Origin of the sequence: Streptomyces sp. SUK 48, from assembly GCF_009650765.1 — a bacterium.
Taxonomy (GTDB): domain Bacteria; phylum Actinomycetota; class Actinomycetes; order Streptomycetales; family Streptomycetaceae; genus Streptomyces.
Genome location: NZ_CP045740.1, coordinates 8,070,106 through 8,087,898, shown reverse-complemented (window position 1 = coordinate 8,087,898; position 17,793 = coordinate 8,070,106). Strand labels below are relative to the sequence as shown.

Here is a 17,793-nt window from a genome sequence, read left to right as displayed (position 1 = left end):
GACCGGACGCCGTTGCTCCTCCCGTCGCCCGATCTCGCCGCGGTGGGTACGGCCGAGGAGGGTCAGCCGGTGGTGAGCATGCCCTCGCGCAGGCGGCCCAGGCAGCGGGAGAGCAGCCGGGAGACGTGCATCTGGGAGACGCCGAGGCGCTCGCCGATCTCCGCCTGGGTCAGCTCCTCCACGAACCGCATGTGGATGATCCGCCGGTCCCGGTCCTCCAGCCCGGCGATCAGCGGCGCCAGCGCGTGGAAGTCCTCGACCAGCTCCAGCGCGGTGTCCTCCGCGCCGATGAAGTCCCGCAGGACGGCCTCGCCGTCCTCGCTGCCGTTGAGGGTGGCGTCCAGCGAGGAGGAGTTGTAGCCGTTCGAGGCGAGGCGGGCCTCGCGCACCTCGTCCTCGGGCAGGCTCATCAGCTCCGACAGCTCCTTGACCGTCGGCTCACGGTCCAGACGGCCGCGCAGCTCCTCCGTCGCCCGCGCCAGCTGCACCCGGGCCTCCTGGAGCCGCCGGGGCACGTGCACGGCCCAGGTGGTGTCCCGGAAGAACCGCTTGATCTCGCCGACGATGTAGGGGATCGCGAAGGAGGTGAACTCCGCCTCACGGGACAGCTCGAACCGGTCGATCGCCTTGATCAGACCGATCATGCCGACCTGGACGATGTCCTCCATCTCCTCCGGGCCCCGGCTGCGGAACCGGCCGGCCGCGTAGCGGACCAGCGACATGTTCATCTCGATCAGCGTGTTGCGGGCGTAGCTGTGCTCGTGCGTGCCCTCCTCCAGCGTGGCCAGCCGCGCGAAGAAGAGCCGCGACAGGTCACGGGCGTCCTTGGGCGCGACCTTGGAGGGGTCGGCTACGTGCGGTAGCTCGCTGCTCCGCGTATGTGTTGCCAGCGTCTTCATGAGCGACATGTCCCCTCCCAAGGCCGAGTCGGCACCACGACCGATCGTCTGACCGGCTGCCGGAGCGCCGATTACCCTGTCATTTTGCCTTCATGCCTGTGTTTCCACGGAACCGGGTGCCGGACAGGGCCCAGGTCCGGGCCGCTGCCCGTCAGGTACGAGGCGAATCGGGGATCAGGAGGACGGTACCTCCGGGCAAGTCCGGTTCGGGGTGGGCGACCGGAATTCCTGGGGCAGGCGGGAGATGTCGAAGGCGGCAGGGTCGAGGTCCGCGGCCAGGAGCAGCAGTCGCAGCGGTTGCTGGCGCAGGCCCATCACGGTCGTCCGGCGGTTCGGGCCGTCGACCAGGGCGGTGGCGAACAGGAAGTGCAGACCGGTGACATCCATGAAGGGCGCGTCGTTCAGGTCCCACAGCAGGTCGGCCACGTCTGCCGGTAGCGCGTCGGCGGCCGCACGCAGCACAGGCACAGTGTCGAAATCGACGTCGCCGCGCCACGATATGCGAGCCGACGTGCCGTCGAGGGTTGTGGTGATGGACATACTGGGCGCGCCCCCTTCCGGGGGTTGATGAGCCCAAAGACGAGCGCCCCCGTAGCGAACAGGGGGTCCACGACGATGGCAGGGGCCCGGTGCCCGTGATGGGGGCAACGCCCGGCTCCCCGAAAGACCAGCGCTTGCAGCGGGCCGGTCGGTCTCGTTTGTCTTCCCACCGTCGCACACCTTCCCGGCACAAGAAAGCACCGGGGAGCAGGAGGGCCGGCCTGTGGCGCAATCCGCTCCTCCGCGACCAAGGTCAGGCGGTAGGCCGACCGAAAGTGTGCGCTTCGTTACGCATGCCCTTCGGTGAGCTCCTCGGCATCCCGGCAGGCGCGGCCCGAGTCGGTCCGCGAGACGTCCTCGATGCGAGCTCCCGCCCTCCCGGCCGGTGCCCGGACATGCCTGTGGGTCCCTGGCGATCGCTCGGCCGGGCCCCACAGGGCGGATATGTGCGGTGTGGTCAGGTCACCACCGGTACCAGCGGCTGCGGCCGCCGCCGGCATTCGTGGAACGCACGAGGAACCCGAGCAGCCACACCACCAGGACGACCAGAGCCACCACCCAGAGAATCTTGAGGGCGAACCCGGCGCCGAAAAGGATGAGCGCGAGAAGCAGCACAAGCAAAAGGGGAACCATAGTTATCAACCTCCTGACCCGCCGTATGCCCTTTGCCGTCGAGGACATTCCTCCTCTTCGCCTTGTTTACAGGGGGTGTGCCGGGGCACGAGGCGGTCACCGCAACATCGGACGAACGCTTCGAGGAGGCTGTCTTTCATGAGTGCCAGCGAGAAGGCCAAGGCGACGAGCGAGCAGGTCAAGGGCAAGTCCAAGGAGGCCCTGGGCAGCGCTGTCGGCAACGACCGGATGGCCGCCGAGGGACAGGCCGAGAAGAGCACCGGCGACGCCCGCGCGGCCAAGGAGAAGACGAAGGACGCCTTCAAGCACTGACGCTCCCATCTCTCAATACCCCAGAATTCAGGGGGCCTTCCCATCGACGGAAGGCCCCCTGAATTCTTTGGTCCGAGACCAGGAATGCGAGGGGGCCGCATGTCGCGGCGGCGGACGGACACGGCACGTCCGCCGGAGGGGGCGGCGGCCCAGGCGGACCTGCGACCGGCTCACCGTTCCGCCGCGGGGACCATCCACCCCGTTCCGACCCTCATCACCTCACTGCATCCATATGGGATGAATAGGGCGTATAGGGACTGGATACTCCGACAGACAACCCCCCGAGAACGGAGAGCGCCCCATGGTGATCAAGAAGATGCACGACCTGGGCATCCGCAGCGAGCACGCTTACATCGCCGGCCTGGCCTCGATCGGCCTGAGCTTCGCCTCCTGGTTCGCGAGCCTGCAGGCCGAGAAGGCCGGCATCGAGCGCGCCGACCGATGGGGAATCTTCGTCGGCGAATGGGCACCGACGTTCATCGGCCTCGGCCTCGCGCTCTCCCACTACGAACAGCAGGAAGGCACCCTCGACGGCTCCCTGCACTCGGTGAGGGAGGCCGGCTGACGACGCTCCGCCTCAAGGGCCGAGAGAGGTCCGTGTGCAGCCCGCTCGACCTCGCGCTCGACCACCTCGGCGAAGGCCCCTGCCCGCTCGGGCAGGGACCGCGCCTCACCGTGGAGGCCGACGGGTATCAGCCGACGAGGTTCCGCCGTGCGAGAGCAACCGAGGAGGCGGCTTCGGGCGGCTATTCCACCGTCCACCCGATGTGGCCGATGCCGGTGGAGTAGATGGCGCAGTGCCCCGCCGACTCCTCGGTGCGGCCCGGCTGCGCCGTCACGGAGGTGCCTTGGACGTCCGGCGCCCAGCCGCAGACGATGTCGGCGTGGAAGGTGATCGGGCCGCTGGTGTTGTTGGTGCAGTCCACCCCGCCGGTCAACGGGTCGTTGTTGTGGATCCAGGTGGTGCAGTCCAGACCGGAGCGGGCGGCCGCACGTGCCGGGGCGGCCGCCGCGGGCAGTACGGTCCCCAGCCCGATCAGGGCGGCGGCGACGGCCACGGCGCAGATGGCGCGAATCCTCAATTCTGCTCCCAGCAAATCGACCTGATGGTTCCTCTCAGAGCCTTGCCCGGGAGAACCCGCGCGTATCGGTCCATTCGAGTGAACCGGTTCGAGACGTGTTCGCAGCACGGCGCGCCCTGGTGAGGGGGCCGGCACGGCGGCTGTGGTGCGGCCACAGGAGCGACAGCCGTGGGCCGGAGGCAGGACGGGCGCTCCAGCCGGCTTCCGGGACAGGCCAGTCGTACGACGGTGACGGGCCGTCGGTCGCCGCGCGCGGCGTCAGTGCCGGGCCGTGGCGCGGCGGCGCAGTTCCTTCTTGTCGGGCTTGCCCACGTCGGTGAGGGGCAGTTCGGCGGGGAAGGTGATGCGGGCCGGCTCGTACATGGCCCCGCGTTCGGCGCGCACGAAGGCACGCAGTTCGTCCGCGTCGATGGTGGCGCCGGGGGCGAGCAGCACGGCGGCGTGGACGCGTTCCGTGCGGTCCTCGTCGTGGACGCCGAAGACGGCGCTCTGCCCGACCTGCGGGTGGCTGTTGAGCAGGTCTTCCAGTTCGGTGGTGTACACATGGCCGCCGACGACCACGATCATGTCCTTCATCCGGTCGACGACGGTCAAGTAGCCGTCCGCGTCACGGAATCCGATGTCACCGGTGTGCAGCCAGCCGTCCTGGAGGATCTCCGCGGTGAGCCGCGGCTGCTTCCAGTAGCCCTCCATGACCATGTCCGAACGCACCACGATCTCGCCGTGTTCACCGTCGGGGAGCGCGCCCCCGTCCTCGTCCCGGATCTCGACCTCGACGCCGTCCAGGATCTTTCCCGCGCTGCGCAGCCGCTCGGGGCGGGTGTGGTCGTCCTCGGACAGGACGCTGATCAAACCCGCCTCGTTCTGTCCGTACCCCTGGAGCAGCACGGGGCCGAGGCGGCGTACGGCGTCGGTCAGCCGTGCCGGAGACGCCTGGCAGCCGCCGTAGAGGACCTGGCGCAGGGTGGAGGTGTCGGTGTGCTCCATGCGCGGGTGGTCGAGCAACTGGTAGAGGAGGGGCGGCAGTAGCCACAGGTGGGTGATGCGCTCGCGCTCGATGGCCTCGAGCACCTGTCCCGGCTCGAAGTCGTCGAGCAGGACCACGGCGCCACCGTACTCCAGCACGGCGTCCATGACCATGCCGGCGACATGGGCCATGGTGGTGGCGACGAGCTGGCGGCGCGTCAGGGCGGCGCTCTCGTCGAGCGGGCGCGCGGAGCGCTGCGCGTGCACCTGCTGGTACGTGGTGCAAATGCCCTTCGGGTGGCCGGTGGTGCCGCCCGTGTGCCGGATGGCGCAGATGTCGTCCGGCCGCGCCTGGCTCGCGAAGGGCTCGTCGGGCTGGGCCGCGCAGAGCGCCAGCAGGTCCTCGCCCGTTTCGGTCGGGCCGAGCACCAGCACCGACTTGATCGGCACCAAGGCGGTGATGTCGGCGGCCCGGTCGGTCATCCGGGGATCGACGACGAGTGCCCGGCTCTCCACGTCGCGAACGATCACGGCCTGTACGTCGACGGCGAGCTTGCTGTACAGGTGATTGACCCGGGCGCCGATCAGATGGGCCGCATAGCGCACGGCCAGGGCCTCCGGCAGATTGCCGCTGAGCAGAGTCACCGTCTGGCCGCGCTCGATGCCCCGGGCCCGCATGGCCCACGCCATCCGGTGCACCAGGGTGCGGAACTCGCCCGCGGGGACCCGCTGGTCGCCGTATACCAGTGCCTCGCGCTCGGGGTTCTCCCGCAGGGCGTCGAGGATGTACTCCACATGGTTGCGGAAGCGTGGGGCGACATCGGACATGTGTGATCCTCCTGAGCCGGAACGCAGGGGTGGCGCGCGGGCCGGCCTGACGGTTCTTCATCTGTGGGGGGTGGTCAGGAGGCGTGCGCCTCATGGCCTCGGTCGCGTGGGCGTGACTCCACGCGGGATGGCGGCCCACCCGTACCAAAGGTTGCCTGGGCCAACCATGTCTACGACTCTAGGGCGTTACGCCGACCAGCGCTAAATCCGGCGGCCGATCGGCGCGACAATCGGCCATTGCCTCGCGCGTGCCTCATAGACCCTGGTCAGGGATGGTTTTCGGTCACCTCGCGAGCACGGGCGGGTGCCGCCTGAGCGCTCGCTACCGGGCGTCGGAGGCTGTCGGTGCTCCGATGTGGGGGGTGGGGCCGGAGTCGGCTCGCGGCGGCGGCCCGGTATCGCGGGCACGGAGCCGGGCGGCAGGGACGCGTCCGGATATCGGCGCACGGCCACCACCCTGTCGGCGGCCCGGTGCGGGACCGGTAGCGCCTGTGGAGGCACATCCGCACCACCGGCGAGCGCGGATGGCACCGATTCCTGCGTCGTTCGACGGATGTCCGCCCGGTCGGCGGCGGACAGCATCGTGCCATCCCCTGCTCCCCAGCCTCAGCAAGGAATCATGAGCACCTCCCCGTTGGCGTCAGGACCGGCCCGCCCGGTCCTGACGGCCGTCGAACCCGTCGTGGCACTCACCGTGCCGTCGACCGAGCAGTACACCTGGTCGGACGTCCGCCGCCGCTACCGGAACAGCCCGGCATCCCGGGCGGTGGAGCGGCGCGGGCGCACGAGCACCCGAACCGTCGTGAGCAGGGCAGGCGTGGGCCGGCGGACGGGAGCGCGGCGGTGAGTACGGTCACCCGGTCGGACACCACCACGGCTCGACCGTCCCGCGCCGCCTGGACGGTCCTGATCGCCATGACCGGCGGGCTCGCCATGATCATGCTGGACCAGACCGTGGTCACGGTGGCGCTGCCGACGATGACGCGTGATCTGCCGCTGTCCGCCGGCGGTCAGCAATGGGTGGTGAACTCCTACGTCCTGGCCATGGCGGCGACGGTCGCCCTGGGCGGCAAGCTCGGTTCCAAACTCGGACCGGTCACCACGTTCCGGGTCGGAATCTGGATCTTCTTTCTCACGTCCGCCCTGTGCGGCCTCGCCCCGGCCGGGTCGATCGGGCAGAGCTGGCTGATCGGTGCCCGCGTCGCGCAGGGCTGCGGGGCGGCACTGATGATGCCGGTCAGCGCGAGCATCGTCATCGCGGCGTTCCCGTCGGACATGCGCGGTCGCGCGATGGGGGTGTACTCCGGTATCAGCCAGCTGTTCCTCGCGCTGGGGCCCCTGCTGGGCGGCACGCTCACCGAGTGGGTGTCGTGGCGCGCGGTGTTCTGGCTCAATGTCCCGGTCGGCGTGGCCGCCCTCGTACTGATACGGCGGGCCCGGCCCGCCAATCCCAAGCAACCCGCTCTGTCCGTGTCCGTCCCGCACGCTCTCCTGCTCATGGCGGCCGTCGGCACCACGGTCTACGCACTCCAGCAGTCGTCCTCGTGGTCGTGGGGCTCGGCCCGCACGCTGTCCGTGCTGGCCACGGGCGTCGTACTGTCCGGCGTCTTCGTGATGACGCAGCTGCGGTCCCGCGATCCCCTGGTGAAACTCCGGCTGCTGCGCCACCGAGGCTTCAACGGCAACGTCGTCGTGCTGTTCGCCACGCAGTTCAGCATGATCGGCCTGGTGCTGTACTCGTCGCTGTACGCGCAGAACCTCCTGGGGTACGGGCCGGTCCGCGCGGGGTTCGCCTCGCTGTCCTTCATCGTGCCGCTGATGGTCGCGGCCCAGATCTCCGGACGCTGGTACGACCGCTCCGGTCCGCGCGCCCCGCTCCTGACCGGTCTGTCGCTTGCCGCCACCGGAACCCTTGTGTGGGCCCTGACGCTGACCCGGATCGATTACTGGGCCAACGTCCCCGGCTCGGTCATGGTCGGATTCGGGCTCGGGCTGGTGTTCTCGCCGGTGAACACGGACGCCCTCAGTCGCGTGCCCTCGGCGGACCGCCCCCAGGCTTCGGGCATCATCCAGACCGTCCGGCAGCTCGGCGGCACCCTGGGTGTCGCCGTCATCGGGACCGTCGTCCTCGACCAGCTGAACCGCGTCGTATCCCCCGCCGACCGTCTGCACCACGCGGCCGAGGCCATGCGGGGCGGATACCTCACCGCCGCCGCGGTCTTCGGCGCCGGCCTCCTGGCCAGCGCGTTCCTGCTGGCGAAGAGGAAGCCGGACATGGACGACTGATCCGTCACCACCCCGTCCGAGGACATTCCCACCACTCAGGAGACAAGACGTCATGACCGACCGCATACACAGCGAATCCTGGTTCCCGCGGCAGGTGACCCGATGAGCGCGCCGCACCTCGCCGGTAACTACGCCCCGGTCACCGAGGAACTCACCGCCCACGACCTGCCCGTGACCGGTGCCATCCCGCCCGAGCTGTCCGGCTGGTACCTGCGCAACGGCCCGAACCCGGCCGAGGCCGCCTCCGGACACTGGTTCTTCGGGGACGGCATGGTGCACGGTGTGCGCATCGAGAACGGCCGCGCGGTCTCGTACCGCAACCGCTGGGTACGCACGACCCGGTTGACCGACGGCGCGCGGCCGCACGACGGCCACGGCAACACGGATCTCACCGCCGGTCCGGCCAACACCCACGTCATCAGGCACGCGGGGCGGGTCTTCGCCCTGGTGGAGACCTGTCTGCCCTACGAGTTGACGTACGACCTCGACACCAAGGGGCCGTACGACTTCGGCGGCCGGCTCAATACGGCCATGACGGCCCACCCCAGGATCTGCCCGGTCACCGGCGAGCTGCACTTCTTCGGCAAGGGCTCCCCGGGCGTCCCGCTCACCTACCACCGCGCCGATGCCTCGGGCGAGCTGGTGCTGAGCAGGCCCGTCGAGGTCCCCAAGCCGACGATGATGCATGACTTCAGCATCACGGCCGATCACGTGATCTTCATGGACCTGCCGCTGGTCCTCGATCCCGCCCTCGCCAAGGCCGGCAGGATGCCGTTCTCCTGGGACGACGGCTACGGCGCACGACTCGGTGTCCTGCGCCGTGACGATCCCCACGGAGCGGTCCGCTGGTTCACCGTCGACCCCTGCTACGTCTTCCACGCGCTCAACGCCTACGACGCCCCGGACGGCACGATCGTCCTGCATGTGGTGCGCTATCCCGAGATGTGGCGGCGCAGGGACGACGGCACCACCGAGAAGCCCGGTGACGGGGGCACGCTGTGGAAGTGGACCATCGACCCGGCCTCCGGCTCCGTCCGCGAGGAACAACTCGACGACCGGGCGGGTGAGTTCCCGCGTGTGGACGACCGTCTGGCCGGTCTCGACTCGGGACACGGACACCTGACCAGCGACCACACCCTGGTGCGCTACGACCTGGACACCGGGGCCGCCGACGTCCACGACTTCGGCCCCGGCCGCACGCCCGACGAGGCCGCCTTCGCGCCCGCCGACGGCACGGCCGGCGGGCCGGGGTGGCTCATGACCTATGTGTACGACGCCGCCACCGACCGAAGCGACCTGGTCATCCTCGACGCCGACGACCTCGGCGCGGATCCGGTGGCGACGATCCACCTGCCCGCCCGCGTGCCGTTCGGCTTCCACGGCAACTGGCTCGCCGACCGCGACGCCTGAAGCGTGCCCCGCCGTTGATCGCTGTCCCGGTGTGGGGGGCCGGGCGGCGAGGGACACGCATGGACAACGCCCAGCGGACGGAGGGTGGTTGGACGGGCTTGGACAGTCCGTCCAGACCGGAGGGCGGGCCGATGGGAGCCTCGGTCGTCGGCACGACCAGCGTGCCCGCATGTGGCGGCTGTCGCCCCGGGGCCGGTGTCCCTGAGCGGCGTGTGCCTTGAATGCGTCGCCCGTGGTGTCACGCCGGTCGTTTGCGAGTCGACCGGGCGTGCCGGCGTGCGAACGGACCGCGCCGCACGCGCTCGCAGCGGTACGGCGAGACGGTCGGCGTCGCCTGTGCCGACTCCCCCGCACGCCGCCCGGACACCGGGACACCGGCCCCGGCCCGGGCGGCCCCCGGAGCGCGCCGCCCGGGTGGCACGGTTTCCTGCGTCGTTCGACGGATGAACGCCTGGGCGGGACGGCCGAGCATGGACGCGTTCTCGTCCTTCGACGCCGGAGTAATCCTCATGAAAGCCTCCAGTCTCCTGTTCGGGCTGGCTCCCTGGATCCTGTTCTCCCTGATAGCCGAGCACGCGGGCACGGGTGCGGTCGGCTGGGCGGCACTGGCCGCCTGTCTCGGCTCCCTGCTGCTCGCCGTGCGCGGCACCGTCCGCGACGGTCTGAAGGTCATCGACGCGGCGGGAGTGCTGACGTTCGGCGCGCTGACCGTGCTCGGTCTGACCGGCGGACACCGCGTCGAGCAGTCGCTGGTGGACTACGGCCGGGGCGGTGCCGCGCTGCTCCTCGCGGCGATCATGCTGGTGTCGGCGTTCACGGTGCCGTTCACCGAGCAGTACGCGCGCGCCGGGGTCGACCGGCGCTACTGGGGCAGCCCGGTCTTCCGGGCCGTCAACCGGCGGATCTCCCTGCTGTGGGCGGGGGTCATCTTCGTGATGGCTCTGTGCCATCTGCTCGCCGGTGCCCTCGGTACCGGGAACCTGCTGCTCAACTGGGTGGTGCCCGTCCTCCTGGTGCTCGCCGGCCTCAAGCGCACCGAGGCGATGGCGGGCGCGGCCCACATCGGCGGCGACGCGGCCCCTCGGCGTTGAGGGCGCACTCCCCCGCCGAGCGGCATGACCGGCGGCGTGTCCATGACCATGCTTGACCGGGACCGCGGTGCCCATGGCCGCCCACCGCGGCGAGGGGCCCGCGGTCGTCGGCGAGCGGACGGCAGCGAGTCGTCAACGCCTGCGTCACGGCGACGGCGGCAACCGTCGCGCCGGGCCCGCAGATAGGTGTGCCTGCCGCCGCCCGGGTGACCTGGCGGGCGGTGGCAGGCGCGCGGACCACCCGACGCTGGTACCACCGCCGTGGGCCGTGCGCTCCTGCTGCCCGGGACGGCCAGCACGCACTCCCCACTGCCCTCAGCGTCTGGAGGCGCCCCCACCCGATGCTGACGTCCCCCGCACGGCCCCAGGCCCGCCCGGCTCCCTCCTCCGCCTTATGGCCGCGGACGCCCGGCGGGCTGGCGGGCCGCCGGGCCGACACGGAAACGGAACCCGTCGGCCGCCGGGGACGGACCAAGGAACTGATCACATGGGCGAGAAGTCCGCCGGAGACCGCACCGCGTCCAGGGGCTTTAGGCTGCCTGGTGTGAACGACGTGCGGCCGAACAACCGCCGGAGCCTGGACACCTTCCTGACGGCGGCCCTCGTCCGCGGCCTGGGCGCCGGCACCGCCCACCCGCCGGTCCTCGTGGTCACCGGCGAAGCCGGGGCCGGAAAGAGTCGGGCGCTGCGCGAGGCGCTGGCGAGCGTCCCGGCCGCGTCCCGGCGGGCCGCGAGCACGGAGATCCCGCGCGGGACGCCGTACATGGTGGTGTCGGTACTGCTCGGGCTGGACCTCGGCCGCCCGGTGCCCGCCGACGCCGAGGAACGCCTGCTCGCCCGGCTCGACGATCTCTGCGCGGCCGGGCCGCTCATTCTTGTCGTGGACGACGCCCACGAGGCTGACAGCGCCTCGCTGGCCCTGCTGAACATGATGGCGTCCGCCGCCCGCGACCTTCCCCTCGCCCTGCTGATGGCCCGCAGGCCCCGCCCGGAGCGGGACCACCTCGTGCGGCTCCTGCGCGCGCCCTCGGTGCGGGAGGTCGTACTTCCCCCGCTGGACGACATCGATCTCGACGCGCTGGTCCACGAGCACACCGGGCGGTGGCCGGGCCGCCGGCTCCGTCCGGTGCTCGCGCCGCACCGGGACAACGCCCTGCGCGTGCTGACCCTCCTCGACGGCCTGGCGGACGCGAAGGCTCTCACCACCACGGGGGACGTCCTCGAACTGCGGCCCGGCAGCACGGCCGAGGAGGTGGCACGTGGTGGCCTCGGCGACCCCGTGGCCACCACCGTGTCCGCCCTCCACGGGCCGGCCAGGCACGCGGCCCGGATCCTCGCCGTCCTCGGCCGGCCCGCCACCGTGGAAGAGATCGCGGCCGTCGCGGGGGTCGCGGCCGTCGCCCTGGTGGAACCCGTGCAGGTCCTCCTGGACCGCGCCGTCGCGGTGTTCGAGCCCGGCGGGCGGCTGGCGTTCGCCCACGACAGCTACCGCGACGCCGTCGAACTCGACATCCCCGGGCCGCTGGCCCGCGTCCTGCACACCGCGGCGGCCCGGTACGAGGAGCCGGCGGGCCGCGTCCGGCATGTGATCGCGTCCGGAGCCCCGGCCGAGGACGTGCTGCTGGCCGTGCGGGGCGCCGAGGCGGACCTGGCCCACGCCCCGGCCGTCGAGGCGGACCTGCTCGCCGGTCCGGTGGCGGCCGGCGGCTCGTCGCGGGCCGCGGTGGAGCTGGCGATCCGGCGCTCCCGGGCGCTGGCCCGGTCGGGTCGGCCGAGCCGGGCGGAGACCGTGGCCCGTACCGCGCTGGACCACGCCACCGATCCCGTCCAGACCGTCGAGCTGAGCCGGGTGCTGATCTTCGCGCTGACCCTCCGGGGGCGGGTGCCCGAGGCCCTCGCCCTGGTGGACGCCTCGCTCGACGCACCGGTCTCCGGGCATGTGCGCGACATCATCGGGCAGCACCGGGTTCAGCTCACCCAGCTCGCCGGTCTGCGGCCCCTGCCGCTGAGCCCGCCCGTCGCCGACCCCCGGGAGCTCACGCTGACCGGCCTGGTGACCGAGGCCGTCAGGTTGTCGCTGATCGGTCATCCGAAGGTGGCGCTCGAACTGGCCTGGGAGGCATCGCGACAGCACATGTCGGCCGAGGTGGACCCCTACGAGGGCGCCTCCAGCGACGTGTGGCCGCCGTTCGTGGAACTGCACGTGGAGGGACCCGGGGCGGCCTGGACCGCCATGCAGGACGTGGCGCGGCTGCGGGAGGACCGGGCCGCCCAGTGGCAGAGCGTCCCCCATCAACTGCTGCGCGGATCCATCGACTTGGCCGCCGGGCGGCTGGCGGACGCCGCGGCGGCCTTCGACTCCGGGCTGGAGAGCGCCGACTGGGCCGGCCTCGCCTGGACCTCGATGTCGGTGGGCGCGCGGGCGCTCATCGACGTGCTCCGCGGCGACCCGGAGGCGGCCGACACCCGGCTGCGCGCATGGCACACCGCCCCCGCGCCGTTGCAGTTCGGCATACCCCAGCCCGAGCGAGCCGAGGTGGCCCTGCTGGAGGCCCGGCGGCGGTACCGCGAGGCGTCCCGGCTGGCCCGCGAGGTGTGGCGGACCGCCGCGCACCGTAACCTGCTCACCTGGCTCGCCACCGTCGCGCCCGAACTGGCCCGGATCGCACGGCGTGCGGCGGACGAGGAGCTGCGGGCGATGATCGCCCGCGATCTCGCACGGCTCCCCCGCCCCCTGACCCCCGCCCTCGCGCCCACCGTGCACCTGGCCGAGGCACTGACCGGCACCGACGCCGACGGCACGGTGGAGCGGGCGTGCGCCGCCGCCGAGGACGCGAACCGGACCGGTCTGCACCTGGCGGAGCTGGCGGCCTGGGAGGAAGCGGCGGTGGCCGCCGCGGAAGAGGGCGACCGGACCCTGGCCCGGGAGTACGCCCGGCACGCGCTGCGGTGCGCCGAGGAGACGGGTGCGACGGGCGCGGCCACGCGGGTCACCGGTCGGCTGCGCGCCGCCGGGGTGCGGCTCGGCGCGACGGCGGCCCGTCGGCGGCCGGCCACCGGGTGGCGGGCACTGACCCCCACCGAGACCCTCGTCGCCGACCTGGTGGCGTCCGGCCGGACCGGCCCCGAGATAGCCCGGGACCTCAACGTCTCGACCCGCACGGTGCAGACCCATGTCTCCCACGCGCTGGCCAAGCTCGGCCTGGCGAGCCGTATCGAACTGGCCGCCGCGGCCCGGGCCAGGCCGGACCCGCCGCCCCGATGAGCGCCTCGCGCCGCACGTCCGCACCCCCGGCGCGTACGCCGACCCCGCCTCGCGGACCTGCGGTCACCCGGCTCGCACAGCTCCGTGCGAGCCTCCCCTCGATGAGGGGGCGCGGGAGTGGGCCGTAAGCGTAGGACGGCCGGACTCCGACGGTCAGGAGCGTGCCGACGGCTCCCAGATACGGTCGTAGGCAGCCCAGTTCGGCTGCGGTCCGGGCAGCGGCGGGTGGCCGGCGCGCAGGCCGTCGAGGGTCATGGCCAGCATCCTGCGCCGCGCGTGCTCGTCCTCCTCGGTGCGGCGCGGGTAGCGGCTGAACATCTCGACGACGTGGGTGATGTCCAGTGTCGTCACGTCCTCGCGTACGGTCCGGTCGTCGATGCCCCGGCGCAGGAGCCGCTCCGCCAGCGCCTTGGCGCGTTCGTTCGCGTCGACCAGTTCCCGGGGCAGGCTGAACGTGCCGGCGAGTGCCGCGAAGGCACCTGCCCGCTCGTCGACCGCCGCGGCCATGTAGGAGGCGAGAGCCGCCCAACCCGTGCCCTCCGCCTCAAGTGCCTGCTGCAGCCCGGCGATGGTGCTGGTGATGCCGGTGACGCACAGCCGCTGAAGAAGCTGCTCCTTGCTGCCGTAACGGCGATAGAGGGTGCCCATGCCGACCCCCGCCCGCTCCGCGATGGCGGACACCGGGGCGTCGGCGCCTTGTTCCGCGAACACCGCACGCGCCGCGTCCAGGACGAGCACGTCGTTGCGCTCGGCCTCGGTCTGGCGGCCGAACCGTCCGCCCGCGCGCCTTCCCCCGGCCGCTGAATTCTCCATGGACCAACCCCTTGCCTATGGGAGCGATTCACTCCGATACTCCTGCGGAGCGAATCGCTCCGACAGGAGGTCTGATGGAAACCACGTCCTTGCTCGCCCTGTCCGCCCCCGCCTTCGTGCTGCTGATCGTCCTGGAGATGGTCTACTACCGGCTCCACCCCGACGAGAACGCCAGCGGCTACGGGGTGCGGGACACCGCGACCAGCCTGACCGTGGGCGCGGGGGCCGCCGCCACCGACGTCGTCTACAAGACGATCGCGGTGGCCGTCTTCGCCGGCCTGTACGCACTGACGCCCCTGCGGGTCGAGGTTACCTGGGCGACCTTCCCGCTGGTCCTCCTCGCCCAGGACTTCTGCTACTACTGGATGCACCGTGAACACCACCGCGTCCGCGTGCTGTGGGCCAGCCACGTGGTGCACCACTCCAGCCTCAGGTACAACTTCGCCACGGCGATCCGGCAGCCCTGGACCGGCCTGACCTCACAGATCTTCTACATACCCCTCGCGCTGGCCGGTGTGCCCGCGTGGGCGATCCTGCTCTGCGGCAGCATCAACATGCTGACCCAGTTCTGGCTGCACACCGACCGCATCGGCCGGCTTCCCCGTCTTGTCGAGAGGATCGTCAACACCCCGTCGAGCCACCGGGTGCACCACGCCTCCCAAGGCGGCTACCTGGACCGCAACTTCGGCGGCATCCTCATGGTCTGGGACCAGCTCTTCGGCACCTGGGCCGAAGAGGGCGAGCGCCCCGTGTACGGGCTCACCAAGAACATCGGCACCCACAACCCGCTGCGCGTCGTCTCCCACGAGTACGCCGCCCTCGGACGGGACGTGGCCCGGGCCTCGCGGTGGCGGGACCGGGTCCGTCACGTGGTGGGGCGGCCGGGCTGGCAGCCCGGACCCGCCGCGGTCGGCGGACCTCCCCGCACGTCGGCGGAGAGCACGGTCGGCACCGCGGACACCGCCGTACCGGTGCCGCGGGCGCCCCTCGCCGCGGTGCGCTCCCCGCTGCCGGCGGCGACCGTCACGGACGACCCGCGATGACGTCGCCGGGCGGACGGGGCACCCGCGCGCCGGCCGGGACGCGCACACGGGAACTGAGCGAGTCCATCCTGATCGGTGCCTCGCCCGAGCGGGTGTACGCGGCGATCAGCGATGTCCGGCGCGTGGCCGGCTGGAGCCCCGAGTGCGTCGGAGTCCTCCTCCTCGCCGGACGCGGCGGCCCTCACACCACGTTCCTCGGGTTCAACCGCAACGGCGGCCGGCGCTGGTTCACCCACTGCCGGGTGACCGAGGCGAACGCTCCGCACGAGTTCGCCTATCGCGTGTCGATCGCCGGACTGCCCCTCGCGGTCTGGGGTTTCCGCCTCACCGAGGCCGAGGGCACCGGACGGATCCAGGTCACCCAGTACTGGCACGACCTGCGCCAGGGCGCGCGGGGAAGGGCGGCCGACCTCCTCGGCAGGGTGTTCGCCGGCACGACGCCGGCCGAGCGGGTCCGGGTGAACCGCGCGGGCATGGCGGCGACTCTTCATCGCCTGCGGTCCGCGCTGGAGACCGCCCCGGAACGACCGGTTCCCTGAGAGCCCGTCGGCCGGTCCCCCGCCCTCGGCATCAGACAGCCCCCCGCCCTCGGCATCAGGACCGACCGCCTCGCACGGTCTCCTGGAGCCAGTCGAAGACCACCTCGCAGTGGAGCTGGGGAGCCATCGGCGAGCAGTGCAGCTGGGCGCCCTCGGCGGCGGTGAGTTTCACGTAGTCCTTGGGGGAGGTCAGCTTGTCGTACAGTTCGCGGGCCTGGCCCGGATAGAACTGGTCGCCCTCGTAGTCGAGGACCAGCATCGGCGTCCTGATCCTGCTCACCACGTCCGTGACCGTGAGCGCCTGGACGGCCCGGGCCGGTGTGTAGAAGTCCGTGAACACCTTCCCCTGCCGGGCGGCGAGCATCGCCGGGACGGAGAACGGCTCGAAGCGCTTCTTCATCGTCGCCGCGTCGGCCGCGGGCAGGTGTGGGACGACCTCCTTGTTCCAGATGGCGTTCGTCTCCGCCTTGCCCGGCCGCAGGATCTCCCGGATCTCCGGGGGAAAGCCCCGCCACGGTTCCACGCAGCCGGGCATCGCGACGGCGGCGGCGAGCCGTGGCTCGAACGCGGCCGCCCGGGGCACCAGATCGCCCGCCATGCTCAGCCCGGTGAGCGCGATCTTCCCGGTGTCCACGTCCTGCCGCCGGGACAGCCAGTCGATCAGCGGCGCGACGACCTTCTCCCAGGTGGGCGTGAAGGTCACCTGGTCGACGAAGAGCAGCTGTCCCTGCCCGGGGCCGTCGTAGACGAGCGCGTTCCAGCCCCGGTCCAGCGCCGCGGGCACGCCGTACGTCCACATGTCGACGTTCTGGCCGTCGCTGCCGTTGGTGAGGATGACCGTGGGCCGGCGCTTCCCGGACTCGTCGGGCCGGAAGAACCACACCGGCAGGGGGGTTTTCCCGTACGGGACGCGGTCCGTCACCGGCGGCGGGTCGCACAGCGAGCAGAACTTGTCCCACGCGGCACGCCCCGCCTTGTACAGCCGTTCCTCGTCGCCGGGCGCGTCGGAGCCGAGGACGAAGAAGAGCGCCTGGCCGTAGTACTGCGCCGCGCGCAGGGCCCGGAAGCGCGTGGTCTGGGCGTCCGGTACGCCGCTCTCAGGTGCGGCCATGAGCCGGTCGCCCAGCCGGCGGAACGTCGTGACGTACGACTGCGCGGACAGGCCCGCCTTGTTGATCGCGTTGACGGCGGTGAGCACCTCGCCGACCTCGGCCGCGCCCGCGCCCGACGCGCCGAGGGCGAAGAGCCCGTTGAAGTTGTACGCCGAGTTGTCGAAGAGCGTCATCGCTCCGGGTGTCAGATCCGCGCCCGGCGCGGTGCCGGAGGCCGACGGGCTCGCCCCGAGGTCCGGGGCGGCCACCAAGCGGCTGCACCCCGTGGCGAGGACGGCTCCGGCGCCGATGGTCAGCAGGTTTCGCCTCGCGGGGCCGGTCGCTGGGCTGTTCGTTTCGTGCGTCACACCAGCCGACAGTAGGACCACCCGCGCCGGTGACCGCCGCGCCGCACCCGGAGGTTCCCCCCACGGAGGGAGTCGCCGGCGGTGCCGCGGTGGGCGCGGGTGCGGTCGGCGCAAGCGGCTCGACGGGGCGAAGTGCGTGTCCTCTCCTGCCGCTCTCCCGGCGAGGGGTCGAGCGGGGCGAGTCGTATCGGGCATCGTCCGCCGGATTCCACGGACGGTGTGGATTCCGCCCAGAGTGCGGCGATGTCGAGGCCGGGTTCGCCGCTCCGGGTTCGATGTCCGATGTTCCACATCGGTCGCAGGGCCCCGGCTCCGTCGAAGGGGATCTGCCGCCGGGCTTCGGAGGCCGGCCGGAGGGTGAGATCCGCTCGGATGACGCCGTGGAGAGTCTCGTGGGAGCGCCAATGACACCGGGCCGCACCCCTCTTCAACCGGATCTGCTCGGCGACGTTGGCCAGGTTCTCCCAGACTTCTCGCACCGTGATGTCGTTCTCCGTAGCGATCTCCTCCGGGACCAGCAGGACTGCCGCTTCGAGCAGCTCGGGGACGTTCATGTCCTGATTCTGGACCGCCGAGAGATTCAAAAGAGCGGTTCAGCGGCGGCCTCTTGACCATCCGTCACACGAA

Annotated in this window: 17 protein-coding genes; 9 read left to right on the top strand and 8 right to left on the bottom strand. The window is 71.7% G+C overall.

Annotated elements, in window-relative coordinates; genetic code table 11:
• Positions 1–62: 62 nt before the first annotated feature.
• From GHR20_RS35480 to GHR20_RS35470, 3 genes are all read right to left on the bottom strand, one after another.
• On the bottom strand, positions 63–908 hold the full coding sequence (locus GHR20_RS35480) for an RNA polymerase sigma factor SigF (protein ID WP_153815604.1): 846 nt from the start codon (positions 906–908) through the stop codon (positions 63–65).
• Between the two features lie 165 nt (positions 909–1,073).
• On the bottom strand, positions 1,074–1,439 hold the full coding sequence (locus tag GHR20_RS35475; protein WP_153815603.1) for a hypothetical protein: 366 nt from the start codon (positions 1,437–1,439) through the stop codon (positions 1,074–1,076).
• Positions 1,440–1,901: 462 nt separating this feature from the next.
• A complete protein-coding gene (locus tag GHR20_RS35470) occupies positions 1,902–2,072 on the bottom strand; it encodes a hydrophobic protein (protein WP_111587143.1) in 171 nt (56 codons plus the stop codon).
• Between the two features lie 138 nt (positions 2,073–2,210).
• Between GHR20_RS35470 and GHR20_RS35465 the strand changes: the two genes are divergently transcribed.
• Entirely contained in the window at positions 2,211–2,384 is a 174-nt protein-coding gene (locus GHR20_RS35465; RefSeq protein ID WP_111587144.1) for a CsbD family protein, read from the top strand.
• A 301-nt stretch (positions 2,385–2,685) separates the two neighbouring features.
• Positions 2,686–2,949, top strand: a complete 264-nt coding sequence (locus GHR20_RS35460; RefSeq protein WP_148025202.1) for a hypothetical protein — start codon at positions 2,686–2,688, stop codon at positions 2,947–2,949.
• Positions 2,950–3,130: 181 nt separating this feature from the next.
• On the opposite strand, the gene GHR20_RS35455 is transcribed toward GHR20_RS35460, so the two are convergent.
• Positions 3,131–3,466, bottom strand: a complete 336-nt coding sequence (locus GHR20_RS35455) for a hypothetical protein (protein ID WP_148025201.1) — start codon at positions 3,464–3,466, stop codon at positions 3,131–3,133.
• A gap of 258 nt (positions 3,467–3,724) precedes the next feature.
• Complete coding sequence (locus GHR20_RS35450; protein ID WP_153815602.1) at positions 3,725–5,260, bottom strand: AMP-binding protein; 1,536 nt, start codon at positions 5,258–5,260, stop codon at positions 3,725–3,727.
• 619 nt (positions 5,261–5,879) lie between these two features.
• Between GHR20_RS35450 and GHR20_RS35445 the strand changes: the two genes are divergently transcribed.
• From GHR20_RS35445 to GHR20_RS35425, 5 genes are all read left to right on the top strand, one after another.
• Positions 5,880–6,107: a hypothetical protein gene (locus GHR20_RS35445; RefSeq protein WP_153815601.1), complete on the top strand. Its 228-nt coding sequence runs from the start codon at positions 5,880–5,882 to the stop codon at positions 6,105–6,107.
• Entirely contained in the window at positions 6,104–7,546 is a 1,443-nt protein-coding gene (locus GHR20_RS35440; RefSeq protein ID WP_153815600.1) for an MFS transporter, read from the top strand. Before GHR20_RS35445 ends, GHR20_RS35440 begins: the two co-directional genes overlap by 4 nt.
• Before the next feature lie 102 nt (positions 7,547–7,648).
• Positions 7,649–8,956 carry a carotenoid oxygenase family protein gene (locus GHR20_RS35435; protein WP_153815599.1) on the top strand — a complete coding sequence of 436 codons (1,308 nt, stop codon included), beginning with the start codon at positions 7,649–7,651 and terminating at the stop codon, positions 8,954–8,956.
• A gap of 509 nt (positions 8,957–9,465) precedes the next feature.
• On the top strand, positions 9,466–10,047 hold the full coding sequence (locus GHR20_RS35430; protein ID WP_153815598.1) for a hypothetical protein: 582 nt from the start codon (positions 9,466–9,468) through the stop codon (positions 10,045–10,047).
• 544 nt (positions 10,048–10,591) lie between these two features.
• Positions 10,592–13,312 (top strand): LuxR C-terminal-related transcriptional regulator, encoded by a 2,721-nt coding sequence (locus GHR20_RS35425; RefSeq protein ID WP_194859078.1) that lies wholly within the window; start codon positions 10,592–10,594, stop codon positions 13,310–13,312.
• A 153-nt stretch (positions 13,313–13,465) separates the two neighbouring features.
• Here GHR20_RS35425 and GHR20_RS35420 read toward each other — a convergent pair whose 3' ends face one another.
• Positions 13,466–14,125 carry a TetR/AcrR family transcriptional regulator gene (locus tag GHR20_RS35420; RefSeq protein ID WP_153815596.1) on the bottom strand — a complete coding sequence of 220 codons (660 nt, stop codon included), beginning with the start codon at positions 14,123–14,125 and terminating at the stop codon, positions 13,466–13,468.
• Positions 14,126–14,199: 74 nt separating this feature from the next.
• Here GHR20_RS35420 and GHR20_RS35415 point away from each other — a divergent pair, with 74 nt between their 5' ends.
• Complete coding sequence (locus tag GHR20_RS35415; protein WP_153815595.1) at positions 14,200–15,168, top strand: sterol desaturase family protein; 969 nt, start codon at positions 14,200–14,202, stop codon at positions 15,166–15,168.
• Entirely contained in the window at positions 15,165–15,707 is a 543-nt protein-coding gene (locus tag GHR20_RS35410; protein WP_153815594.1) for an SRPBCC family protein, read from the top strand. Before GHR20_RS35415 ends, GHR20_RS35410 begins: the two co-directional genes overlap by 4 nt.
• A 55-nt stretch (positions 15,708–15,762) precedes the next feature.
• Here GHR20_RS35410 and GHR20_RS35405 read toward each other — a convergent pair whose 3' ends face one another.
• Both GHR20_RS35405 and GHR20_RS35400 read right to left on the bottom strand, forming a co-directional pair.
• On the bottom strand, positions 15,763–17,166 hold the full coding sequence (locus tag GHR20_RS35405; protein WP_153815593.1) for a CocE/NonD family hydrolase: 1,404 nt from the start codon (positions 17,164–17,166) through the stop codon (positions 15,763–15,765).
• Entirely contained in the window at positions 17,163–17,720 is a 558-nt protein-coding gene (locus tag GHR20_RS35400; protein ID WP_194859077.1) for a hypothetical protein, read from the bottom strand. The genes GHR20_RS35405 and GHR20_RS35400 overlap by 4 nt, the downstream gene beginning before the upstream one ends.
• Positions 17,721–17,793 lie beyond the last annotated feature (73 nt).